The organism is Massilia atriviolacea (genome assembly GCF_003953935.1).
GTDB lineage: Bacteria > Pseudomonadota > Gammaproteobacteria > Burkholderiales > Burkholderiaceae_D > Telluria_A > Telluria_A atriviolacea.
In genome coordinates this window covers 102816-113660 of the sequence record NZ_RXLQ01000003.1, presented here as the reverse complement: position 1 = coordinate 113660, position 10845 = coordinate 102816, and the positions used below count along the sequence as shown (strand labels likewise).

Genomic DNA, 10845 nt, shown 5'->3' with positions numbered 1-10845 from the left:
AAAGGTTCACATGGAATGTACCAGCTGCGACACGGGCACCGTGCGCAAGGATCGCGAGCACACCTTCTTCATGCACGAGATGGCCGTCTGCGGCGGCTGCACGACGCCGATCGAAGCGCGCGTGGTGCTGCGCGACGATGGCGTGGTGCGGCTGATCCGCTGCCATCAATGCGGCCCATCCGAACAGATGGTGTCGGACGACGCCAAGGGCTGGATGGCGGCTTTTCTCGCGCGCGGCCAGGCCGGTCCGGGCAAGCAGGGCGACCACTATTTCAAGCACACGACATCGACCTGTCCCGGGTGCCTGGCATTGCTGCCGGCCGATGTGGTGATCCGCGACGGCAAGGTCTACTTCGTGAAGAACTGCGACCAGTGCGGCCCGTCCGAAGCGCTGGTGTCGGAAAACGCGGCCTACTATGTGGACGCCTACTCGTACGCGCGCGCCGGCACCGAGCCGCTGGTGTTCGCAACGCAAGCCGACAAGGGCTGTCCGACCGATTGCGGCACCTGCGGCGACCATGAGCAGCACACCTGCCTGCCGATCATCGAGATCACCGATTACTGCAACCTCGAATGCCCGGTCTGCATCGTCAACAACACCAATGCCTACCACCTGTCGAACGAGGCGTTCGCCCGCATGATCGATACGCTGGTGCGCAACGAGGGCCAGGTGGAGTCGATCGCGCTGTCGGGCGGCGAGCCGACCAGCCATCCGCGCCTGATGGAACTGGTGGCCATTGCCACGCGCGAGGAAATCGGCCGCATCGTCATCATCACCAACGGCTTGCGGCTCGGGCGCGACCGCGCCTTTGCCGAGAAGATCAAGGCCAGCGGCGCCTACATCGCGCTGCAGTTCGACGGTTTTACGGCCGACACGCACGAAAAAATCCGCGGGCGCGACCTGTGCGACGAAAAGAGCGCCGCACTCAGGATGCTCAAGGAGCTCAACATCCCGACCCAGCTCATTTTCGTGGCCGCGCGCGGCGTCAACGAGCACCAGATCGGCCAGGTGGTGGAGCTGTTCCTGTCCGAGGACCACTTCCTGTCGCTGAACTTCCAGCCGGTGGCCTTTACCGGCGCGGGCGGCGGCCAGTTCGCGCACGACCCGATGGACCGGCTGACGATTCCCGGCGTGATCAAGGCCATCGAAGAACAGACCGGCGGCAAGCTCAAAGTGAGCGACTTCGCGCCCCTGCCCTGTTCGCACCCCCAGTGCGTCTCGCTCAGCTACCTGCTGCGCATGAACGACGGGACCCATATTCCGTTCGGGCGCTTTGTCGACTTCCGCACGCACGGCACCCTGCTGCGTTCCTCGGCCACCCTGGGCGCCTCGCCCGAGATCCACGATGCGATGAGCGATGTGGTGCACGACGTGTTCGCGCGCCAGGATGAGATCGAGCGCTCGGCGGACATCCTGGCGGCGCTGCGGCGCACGATCGATGTGATGTTCCCGAACCGGCCGGTCAGCGCCAAGGAAGCGATCCACCTGGGCGAGCGCCAGGCCAAGTCGATCTTTTTGCACCACTACATGGACCGCCACGACTTCGACCTGGAACGGCTGCGCAAGTGCTGCCACCATTATCCGCAGGTGGACGGGCGCATCATGCCGGCCTGCGGCTTCAATATGTTCCACCGGGGCGCGGCCAAGGGCCCGGACACCGAACTGGCGGCATGGGGCAAGAAGCCCTGGACCACGGACGCGCCGGTGCAGGTGGTGCAGTTCCACCGCACCGATACGCGCCAGGCGCTGACCGGGATCGGGGTCGGCGAAACGCCGGCGCGCGCGCCGCATGCGATCGGCCTTGGCGGCGCCAAACCGGTGGTGCTCGAATAATGGGAATGCTCGACGGTCGGACCGCATTGGTCACCGGCGGCTCGCGCGGCCTCGGACGCGCGCTGTGCATGGCCCTGGCGCGCGAAGGCGCGAACGTGGCCTTCAATTATTCGCGCTCGGTGGCGGAAGCCGAGGGCGTGCTGGCCGCGCTCAGGGAACTGGGCGTGAAGGCGTGGGCGTTCCAGGTGTCGGTGCTGGACAAGGCGGGCCTGCAGGGCATGGTGCGCGCCATCGAGGCGGATGCGGGGGCGATCGATATCCTGATCAATAACGCCGGCATCGGCCAGGTGGTGCCGCTGGCGCTGATGGAGGAAGAAGACTGGGACCGCATGATGAACACCAACGTCAAGGGCGCTTTTCTGACCACCCAGGCGGTGCTGCGCGGGATGATCCACCAGAAGCGCGGGCGCATCCTGAATATCAGTTCGCTGGCGGGCGTGAAGATGATGCAGGCGCCGGTGCACTACAGCGCCGCCAAGGCGGCGCTCAAGGGCATGACGGAAGCGCTGGCGAAGGAAGTCGGCCGCTACGGCATTACCGTCAACTGCCTGGCGCCGGGCGTGCTCGACGAAGGCGTGAGCGGCAACGTGCCGGCCGCGAAGATGACGGAATACCTGCGCCATTGCGCGCTCGGGCGCCTGGGAACGGTGGAGGAAGTGGCGCAAGCGGCCGCATTCTTTGTATCGGACAAGAATAGTTATATGAGCGGAGCGACCGTGGTCATCGACGGCGCGGTGTAAGCGGGAATGTGCCTGCGGCAAGGCCGCGCGGACTTAAGCTGAATCAAGCGGGCGGCCCGTGCCGGCGGGCCTGGCGGCGCGCAGATGTGCCTATCATTTGCTGACACGGGACGCGGCCGCCAACCTGCCGGCCGCGCATCTTGTGTCTTCAAGAAAGAGGCCCATCATGACCAGTCCCCTGACCTTACTGACGCCGGTACTTCCCGGTACGAGTGCGGCCACTGTCGTCGCCAGGCTGACCATCCTGCTGCCGGCGATCGAGGCGGCGATCCAGGCGATCGGCACGGTCCACTATGCCCGCCTCATCCTGCTCGACCGCTCGCAAGCGGACCTGCAGCCGGACCTGGCGTCCCTGCTGCCATCGGACAATCTGGTGATTGCCATCATCACCTCCTTCGATGGCGATTTCAGTGCGTACATCCATGACTTCACCGTCCAGCTGAGCGCCGAGTTCGACGCGATCCTGTCGCTGGTGGTGGGCGGCGCGGCGATCACCCCGGTGGTCGACCATGTGGCGGAATTCGAAGCCTTCATTGCCAAACACAATGCCTCGCAACATCTTCCCAACACGTATTTCTACGCCGCCTATCCGCACACCGTGCAGCACATCCTGGCCGCCATCTGAGGCATGGGCGGCAAGGGGAGGCAGCGATGAGCGAATCCGCGATCGACCTGGACGACGTGCAAGGCCTGATCCTGCGCGGCTACCGCGTCAAGCTGGCGCGGCATTTCGTGCTGACGATCACGGATGCGCTTGCGACCCGCAAGCTGATCGGGGCGCTGGTGCGGGGCGCCGATGGCTTGCCGGCCATCACAAGCGCCAGGCTGGGCGTGCCGACACCCGCCGCGTTCCTCAATATCAGTTTCAGCGCGGCCGGGCTGGCTGCGCTGGGGGTCGGTGCCGGCGCGCTGGCCAGCTTCGATCCCGCCTTCCAGCGCGGCGCGACCGATGCCGTGTCCGCCGCCACCGTGGGCGACGTCGGCCCGAGCGCGCCGCGGCACTGGATTGGCGGGCTGGGCGACGCCACCCGGGTCCACATCCTGCTGAGTCTGTGGGTGCGCGATTCGGCCGCCCTGATGGAGCATGTTTCGGCGCAACTGCGGGCGGCCTTCGGCGGCAGTGTGAGCGAGCTGTACGTGCACGATGGCGGCGAATTCGCGGACGGGACCGTGCACTTCGGCTATCGCCACGGGATCGCGCAACCGGCGATCATCGGCATGCCGCCGCGCAAGCAATTTGCGCTCGATGCGCAGGAACCGGTCCCGCCAGGGGAATTCCTGCTCGGTCACCCCAACGCGGCGGGCGGCAGCTACCGCGTGTTGCCGCCGGAACTATCGGCCAACAGCAGCTATGGCGTTTTTCGCATCCTCGAGCAGGATGTGGCCGGCTTCGAGGCCATGCTGGCCCGCCATGCCGCCGATGCCGGCATCGATACCGACCTGCTGGCGGCAAAGCTCATGGGACGCTGGCGCAACGGCAAACCGCTGGCCCTGGCGCCGCACGCGCTGGACGCGCCGCTGCCCGATGCGCAACTGAACAATTTCGGTTTCGTCAGCCCCGACCCGGCCGCGGACGACACCCTGGGCCTGAAGTGCCCGATCGGCGCCCACATCCGGCGCAACAATCCGCGCGGCGCCGCCGTCATCGGCAGCGGCAGCAGCCATCACCGCATCGTGCGGCGTTCGATGCCCTACGGTCCGCAGTACGATCCGGCAAGGCCGGACACGCGGGCGCGCGGGCTGATCGGTTACTTCATCAATGCCAGCATCCGCAAGCAGTTCGAATTCCTCAGCAGCGAATGGAACCGGAAGCACGACTTCGTGAAATCGGCCACGGGGCCGGGGGGCGCGGCGGACGGCAACGCGGTGTTCAACATCAGCGGCGAAGATGTGCTGTCCGGGGTGAACGATCCGGCGTCGAGCGCGTTCACCCTGCCCGGCAAGGGGCCGAACGGCAGCGCCAACCGGGTGCTGGAGGGCTTTTCGCGCCTGGTGAGGACGCGCGGCGGGGTGTACTGCTTTTTCCCGAGCATCACAGGCTTGCTGTACCTGGCGCGCTTGCCCTGACGCTACTACGGCCGCGAGAAGCGCGTCACCCAGGTCTGGACGCCGCTGTCGTCGGGCAACACGTCGATCTGCTGGATCAGCTCGACCACATCGCCGTCGCTGCGCCGCAGCCGCACGGCGCCGCGCCAGCTGCCGTGCAGGGCGAGCAGGCGCATCACGTCCTGGTCCAGCCCCGCCGCGCGGCTCTCGCAATGCAACAGGCGCTGATGCTGGCCAACCACGTCCTCGGGCGCGTAGCCGGTGAGCGCGCTGAAGGCGTCGTTCACATCGGAAATAATGCCTTGCTGGTCGCTGAGGAACATCGCTTCGGGCGCACGCGTAAACACCTGCGCCAGGCGCTGCGCGCGGCGCTCGCCGGCGCTGCGCCGGCTGACGTCGATCATGACGGCGCGGCACGTCTCGCCATTGTTGGACAGCGTGGTGCGCAGTTCCACCGTGCGGCTGCCGCCGTCCCTGGCCGCCAGCGCCACCTCGCACTGCGCATCGGACTGGGTGGCAAACAGCGACTTGAGGCAGGCCGCCAGGCGGCCGCGGTCGGCTTCGGCCACGAACACGCCCAGGCGCTTGTCGATCACGCGGGCGCGCTCGGTGCCGAGCAGGCGTGCGCCAGCCAGGTTGGCCTCGGCGATCTTGCCGGCCCGGTCGAGCGTGAAGTAGGCCACCGGCGCGAAATCGAACAGTTCGATATAGCTGGCCAGGGCCGCCTCGATCCAGGCGCGCGCCGCTTCCAGCTGTTCATTCTGCAATTCGAGTTCGACCTGGTGCACCTGCAATTCGTGCACCAGGCGCTGGGGATTGTCGAGGTGCGCGGCGCCGTTCCCCGGCATGCGTCCCTGCTCGTACAGGCGCTCGTGCGCGCGCATCCGCAGGTCGGGATCGGCTGGCGATGCCCCTTGCAAAGTGTGTTCACGGTTCATGGTGGTTTTCCTGAGGAATGTGGCGCTCCAGCAATGCCTGCGCCTCTTGCACAATCTGTTGCAGGGCCGCACCCGGCGCGCTCCCCTGCTTCAATACCGACAGCGCCTGGTTCAGTGTGTCGGCCAGGCGCCGGCGTTCCGTTACATCTTCCTTGACCGAGATAAAATAACCGGGCTCGGGCGAGTACAGCGCACAGTTGATCCATTGCGCGCCGTCATTGCAAGCCACGTCCAGGCGCTCCGACTTGCCCGTGGTCGCCACCCGCACGCAGGCTGCGAACAGTTCCGCGCTGAAAGGATAGATGGAGGTGGACAGTTCCGACTGGCGCTTGCCGACCGCATCCTGCAGCCCGGTCAATTCCTTGAACTTCGGATTGACTTCGAGCACCAGGAAATCGCGCGGCACGCCATCGTCCAGCAGTACCTGATGGCAGGCGACCGCGTTCAGCGAATGTTCCAGCAATTGCCGGAAACGCGCTTCTGAGCGCTTCTGCTCGGTGATTTCCCAGGCCATGCCGGACACGCCGATGATCGCGCCGCTCTGGTCGCGCGCCGGTTCGGCAAAAAAATCGTAGAAATGCGTGGTGCCATGCAAGTGCGCGCTGGTTTCGGTATGCACGCTGATGCCCTGTTCGAGCGCCTGGCGCTTGAGCGCGGACAGGCGCGCGGCGTCTTCCGGCGGCAACAGGTCGGCATCGGTCTTGCCGACCGCGTCGCCCGAGCGCAGTTGCGGCTGCAGGTTGTGGACCCAGGTGTAGCGCAGGTCGCGGTCCTGGCTGAAGACCGTCAGCGGCGCGTGTTCGATCGCAATGCGGAAACGCTCGTCGCTGAGCCGCAAGGCGCGCTCCAGGGTTTTCGCGGCGCTGATATCGATGAAGGTGATGACCACGCCGTCGATGCGGTTGTCCTGGGTGCGGTAAGGCATGATGCGCACATTGAACCAGCGGCCGTCGAATGCGCCGACCTGGACTTCGCGAAACACCAGCGAGCGCAGCACTTCGCGGGCATCGTCGGCCAGCGAGGGGTAGTCGAGCGTGCTGACCAGGTCGGTAATCGGGCGCCCGGCATCGCTGGGGATCAGCTTGATGATGCCGGTGATGCGGTTGGTGAAGCGCCGGATGCGCATCTCTTCGTCGAGAAACAGGGTGGCGATGTCGGTGCTGTTGAGCAGGTTTTTCATGTCGTCGCTGGCTTGCGACAATTCGTCGACCTTGGCCGACAACTCATGGTTAACCGTCTGCAACTCCTCGTTCATCGACTGCATCTCTTCCTTGGAGGTGGTCAGTTCCTCGTTGGTGCTCTGCAGTTCTTCGTTGGTGCTTTGCAACTCCTCATTGGTCGATTTCAACTCTTCCTGCGAGGTTTGCATCTCTTCGCGCGCGCGCTGCAACTCTTCGCGCGATTGCGCGATTTCCTGCGTCATCGCATCCATGCGCTCGGCTTCGGCACCGGCCAACTGGCCCTTGCGCGGCACTTTGGCGCGGGCGGCGGGCTGGTCCGAAAACACGATCAGGACCATGCCGCGCAGCGGGGCCGGATCTTGCAGGCTGTGCACCTCGACATTGACCATCAGCGCGCCGTCGTTGCTGCCCACGCGCAAGCCCTTGAGCACCTGGCTGCCCTGCTCGCGCACGACGCGGGCGAAGACTTCGTTCAGGGCGCCGGCCAGCCCCTCGCGCGCCATGGCGAAGATGTTCAGGTTGGCCTTGCCGGCGGCCGGTTCCAGGTATTTGCCGGTCTTGCCGCTGATATAGATGATGTCGCCCTTGTCGGTGGTCAGCACGGCGGCGGGCGAAAAACGTTGCTGCAGCAGCGAATCGATCAAGGTCTGCACGTTGGCGTTGCCCGGCTGGGCCGCGCCGGCGGCCGGCATCGGTTCGGCCAGGCCCCGGCGGGCGCGGCCGTAAATGGAGGCCGGGAAATCCAGCGGCTCGCTGCGCGGGCTGCTGGCGCGGCGCTGGTAGATGCGCGTCTTGCCCGGCCAGGCCGTAAACAGGTCGCTGGCGGCGCCCACCGTTTCGGCGCTGCCCAGCACCAGGATGCCGCCCGGACGCAGGCTGTAGTGAAACAGCGGCAGCAGTTTCTTCTGCAAGTCGGCCTCCAGGTAGATCAGCAGGTTGCGGCAGGTCAGCAGGTCGAGTTTGGTGAACGGCGGGTCCATCACCAGGTTTTGCGGTGCGAAGGTGACCATCTCGCGGATTTCCTTGCACACGCGAAAGCCGCCATCGTGCTGCACGAAATAGCGGCGCAGGCGCGCTTCGCTGATGTCGGCCACGATATTGCCGGGAAATTCACCGGAGCGCGCGCGGTCGATCGCATCGCTGTCGAGATCGGTTGCAAAGATTTGCAGGGTGAAGCGCCCTTCCGGCTTGAGGCGCTCGATCGTGTCGCGAAACGCGATGGCCAGCGAATAGGCTTCTTCGCCGGTGGAACAGGCCGCCGTCCAGGCGCGCAGGGTGGCGCCTTCCGGATGGGCGGCAAGCAGGGCGGGAATGACTTCGTCCTCGATCTGTTCCCACACGGCGGGGTCGCGGAAGAAGCTGGTCACGCCGATCAGCAATTCCTTGAACAGCAACTGCGCTTCGTGCGCATTATCGCGCACATAGCGCACATAATCGGCGATGCCAGCCAGCTGGTGCAGGCTCATGCGGCGCTCGATGCGGCGGTAGATGGTGCTTTTCTTGTAGAAGGAAAAATCATGGCCGCTTTGGGCGCGCAGGATCACGACGATCTTGTCCAGGGCGCTGCCGTCGGCATCCGAAAAGCTCAGTTCAGGCGGGGCGACCGGCAGCGGCGCGTGACGGCGGTAAGCCAGGATGCGGCCGGCCAATTCCTCTGCGGGCGCCACCACGTCGGCCAGGCCGGCGTCGATGGCGCTGCGCGGCATGCCGTCGAACTTGGCCGACTCGGGATCCTGGACGAACACCGCGCCCGCGCATTCCTTGATCGCGCGCAAGCCGAGCGAGCCGTCGGCACCCATGCCGGAGAGAATCACGGCGATGCTGTTGGCTTGCTGGTCGGCGGCCAGCGCGCGCAGGAAAAAGTCGACCGGCAGGCGCAGTCCGCGCGGCGCGGCCGGTTCCAGCAGGTGCAGGACGCCATGCAGGATGGACAGGTCGCGGTCCGGGGCGATGATGTAGAGATGATTCGGCTCGACCCGCATGCGGTCGCCGATTTCGATGACGGGCATGCTGGTGCTGCGTTGCAATAGCTCGACCATGATGTTTTTGTGCACCGGATCGAGATGCTGCACGACCACGAACGCCATGCCGCTGTCGGCCGGTACGCCCGACAGGAACAGTTCCAGCGCTTCGAGTCCGCCGGCCGAGGCGCCGATGCCGACGATGGCGGTGCCGGCACGCGGACGGGCCGGCGCGCTGCCGGACTGGAGGGTGGGCGTGGACGGCGTCGTGCTGGTTTTTGTCATGGCGGCTGAAGCTACATCGTGGATGAATCGACCCGCAGCGCTGGCGGCGGCAGGCACCGGGCCGTACTATAACATTCGGCTCGCCGGGCCAATGCGGGGGCAGGCACATTTTTGTACCTACTTTCCAGGCGCCGCGATGAGCAATACGATGGCGCACTTCGACACCGACCCCGACGGCATTCATGAAAAAACTCATCATCGTCACGCATCCCCATATCGGCGCGTCCACCGTCAACAAGCGCTGGCTGCGCGAAGCGCAGGAAAGGAGCGGGGAATTTACCGTGCACCAGCTGCATGGGGTATACGGCGCGGGAAACGCGCTCGACGTGGAACGGGAACAGGCGCTGTTGCTGGAACACGAGGCGCTTATCTTGCAGTTTCCGTTTTACTGGTTCAGCACCCCTCCCCTGTTGAAACAGTGGCTCGACGACGTGCTGCTGCCCGGCTTTGCCTATGGCCGCGCGCCCGAGCACCGCAAGCTGGAAGGCAAGCGCATCGGCTTTGCGATTTCGGCAGGCATCGGGCAGGAGGATTACCGGCGCGAGGGGCGTTATCACTACACGGTGGACGAACTGCTGGCGCCGCTGAAGGCCACGTTTTCGTATATCCAGGCCAACAGCGTGGCGCCGTTCGTGTTCTACGGGGCGCAATACGATCCGACCGATCCGGATATCGGCGACATGAGCGAACAGGTGGAAGCGAGCGTGCCGGCCTATCTGGCGTATTTGCGCGGCGTTTAATCAGGACGATCCATGCCATGCGCGCTCAGGTAATCCTGGCCCCAGTTGCACATCGCTTCGATAATCGGCGTGAGCGTGGCGCCCAGTGGCGTGACGGCATATTCGACCATGGGGACCTTGCCGGGCGTGGACAGTTTGGCGATCAGGCCATCGGCTTCCAGCTCGCGCAGCTGCTCGGTGAGCACTTTTTGGGTGATGCCGAACATCATCCGGCGCAACTGGCCGGAGCGCGTGCTGCCTTCCATCAGGTGGCACAGGATGGCGCATTTCCATTTACCGCCGATCAGGATGACGGTTGCGTCGATCGGGAAGTTGATCGTTCGTTTTGACATTGGGTGGATTGAAGAGTGAGCGTGCGCGCCGGAGATCAGTGTTCGATGTAGACCTTGTCGCGAATCGATTGCAGATGCGCTTTGAACACGGCGTTTTGCCTGAGTGACAGCGCGGGATCGAATACCAGTTCCCCTCCGAAGGCCGATTCCGTGTTGGCCCCGACCAGCGTCTGTCCGCGCGCGGCGAATTTTTGCGCGCCCTGGCGCATGATCACTTTCAGGGTGCTGGAATCGACCCCGCCGCCACAGAAGAACTTGTAAGGCACGGTGACTTCGGCGATGCCGTTTTGGTCGAGGTCGGTGACGGTGATGTATTTTGGGAAAAACTGCCCCTCGGAATCCAAGGTCGGGCAATCGTTCACGTCCTCGATCAGCCACGCGCGCGCCCAGCGGCTTGCCTTACGCGTGTAGAGCGAGGCGAAGAAATCGTAGCGCTCGACCCTGGCGGGCGTGGCGTTGTCTGCGGCGGATGGCCCGGCGCGCAGGCTGACGACCAGGAGGTGTTCGCCCGTGGCGTCCTCGATGCGTGCTGCCTTGACCAGCTTGCCGGGGACGGCGATGTTTTCGGTTTTCAGGAACGCCGGCGGGACCGGGGCCTGGCTCAGCGCAGGCGCCGCGCGCACGCTGGCGGGCGTTGCGGCGGCAAGCAGGGCGATCGGCAGGGCAAAGTGTGCAAGAGGTAGGGATGTCATGCGGCGGATCGGAAACGTTGGACAAAGGAAAAACAATCGCATGGCGGGGGCATCGCCGGCCGATCCGGACAGTGACGGCTTCAGTGTGCAATGGCA

9 protein-coding genes are annotated in these 10845 nt (G+C 65.2%); 5 read left to right on the top strand and 4 right to left on the bottom strand.

All coding sequences use genetic code 11. The features are described from left to right. Window positions 1-10 precede the first annotated feature (10 nt). The 4 genes from EJB06_RS05805 (at window position 11) to EJB06_RS05790 (ending at window position 4641) form a co-directional block, all read left to right on the top strand. Window positions 11-1834 carry a radical SAM protein gene (locus EJB06_RS05805; RefSeq protein WP_126073075.1) on the top strand — a complete coding sequence of 608 codons (1824 nt, stop codon included), beginning with the start codon at window positions 11-13 and terminating at the stop codon, window positions 1832-1834. A 5-nt stretch (window positions 1835-1839) separates the two neighbouring features. Further along, entirely contained in the window at window positions 1840-2574 is a 735-nt protein-coding gene (locus EJB06_RS05800; protein WP_164557831.1) for an SDR family NAD(P)-dependent oxidoreductase, read from the top strand. 166 nt (window positions 2575-2740) lie between these two features. After that, window positions 2741-3199 carry a hypothetical protein gene (locus EJB06_RS05795; protein ID WP_126073073.1) on the top strand — a complete coding sequence of 153 codons (459 nt, stop codon included), beginning with the start codon at window positions 2741-2743 and terminating at the stop codon, window positions 3197-3199. A gap of 26 nt (window positions 3200-3225) precedes the next feature. After that, window positions 3226-4641, top strand: a complete 1416-nt coding sequence (locus EJB06_RS05790; protein ID WP_126073072.1) for a Dyp-type peroxidase — start codon at window positions 3226-3228, stop codon at window positions 4639-4641. A 5-nt stretch (window positions 4642-4646) separates the two neighbouring features. On the opposite strand, the gene EJB06_RS05785 is transcribed toward EJB06_RS05790, so the two are convergent. Beyond that, entirely contained in the window at window positions 4647-5558 is a 912-nt protein-coding gene (locus tag EJB06_RS05785; RefSeq protein WP_126073071.1) for a PAS domain-containing protein, read from the bottom strand. Next, entirely contained in the window at window positions 5548-8985 is a 3438-nt protein-coding gene (locus EJB06_RS05780; RefSeq protein ID WP_126073070.1) for a chemotaxis protein CheB, read from the bottom strand. Before EJB06_RS05780 ends, EJB06_RS05785 begins: the two co-directional genes overlap by 11 nt. 182 nt (window positions 8986-9167) lie before the next feature. Between EJB06_RS05780 and EJB06_RS05775 the strand changes: the two genes are divergently transcribed. After that, complete coding sequence (locus EJB06_RS05775; RefSeq protein ID WP_126073069.1) at window positions 9168-9725, top strand: NAD(P)H-dependent oxidoreductase; 558 nt, start codon at window positions 9168-9170, stop codon at window positions 9723-9725. On the opposite strand, the gene EJB06_RS05770 is transcribed toward EJB06_RS05775, so the two are convergent. After that, complete coding sequence (locus tag EJB06_RS05770; RefSeq protein ID WP_126073068.1) at window positions 9722-10057, bottom strand: winged helix-turn-helix transcriptional regulator; 336 nt, start codon at window positions 10055-10057, stop codon at window positions 9722-9724. The two genes, EJB06_RS05775 and EJB06_RS05770, sit on opposite strands and share 4 nt — an antisense overlap. A gap of 35 nt (window positions 10058-10092) precedes the next feature. After that, a complete protein-coding gene (locus EJB06_RS05765) occupies window positions 10093-10749 on the bottom strand; it encodes a M949_RS01915 family surface polysaccharide biosynthesis protein (protein ID WP_164557830.1) in 657 nt (218 codons plus the stop codon). Window positions 10750-10845: the final 96 nt, after the last annotated feature.

Excerpts from the sequence above, each read along its gene's own strand:
- EJB06_RS05805 (WP_126073075.1), top strand. The coding sequence starts at position 11 with ATGGAATGTACCAGCTGCGACACGGGCACCGTGCGCAAGGATCGCGAG.
- EJB06_RS05800 (WP_164557831.1), top strand. The coding sequence starts at position 1,840 with ATGCTCGACGGTCGGACCGCATTGGTCACCGGCGGCTCGCGCGGCCTC.
- EJB06_RS05795 (WP_126073073.1), top strand. The coding sequence starts at position 2,741 with ATGACCAGTCCCCTGACCTTACTGACGCCGGTACTTCCCGGTACGAGT.
- EJB06_RS05790 (WP_126073072.1), top strand. The coding sequence starts at position 3,226 with ATGAGCGAATCCGCGATCGACCTGGACGACGTGCAAGGCCTGATCCTG.
- EJB06_RS05785 (WP_126073071.1), bottom strand. The coding sequence starts at position 5,558 with ATGAACCGTGAACACACTTTGCAAGGGGCATCGCCAGCCGATCCCGAC.
- EJB06_RS05780 (WP_126073070.1), bottom strand. The coding sequence starts at position 8,985 with ATGACAAAAACCAGCACGACGCCGTCCACGCCCACCCTCCAGTCCGGC.
- EJB06_RS05775 (WP_126073069.1), top strand. The coding sequence starts at position 9,168 with ATGAAAAAACTCATCATCGTCACGCATCCCCATATCGGCGCGTCCACC.
- EJB06_RS05770 (WP_126073068.1), bottom strand. The coding sequence starts at position 10,057 with ATGTCAAAACGAACGATCAACTTCCCGATCGACGCAACCGTCATCCTG.
- EJB06_RS05765 (WP_164557830.1), bottom strand. The coding sequence starts at position 10,749 with ATGACATCCCTACCTCTTGCACACTTTGCCCTGCCGATCGCCCTGCTT.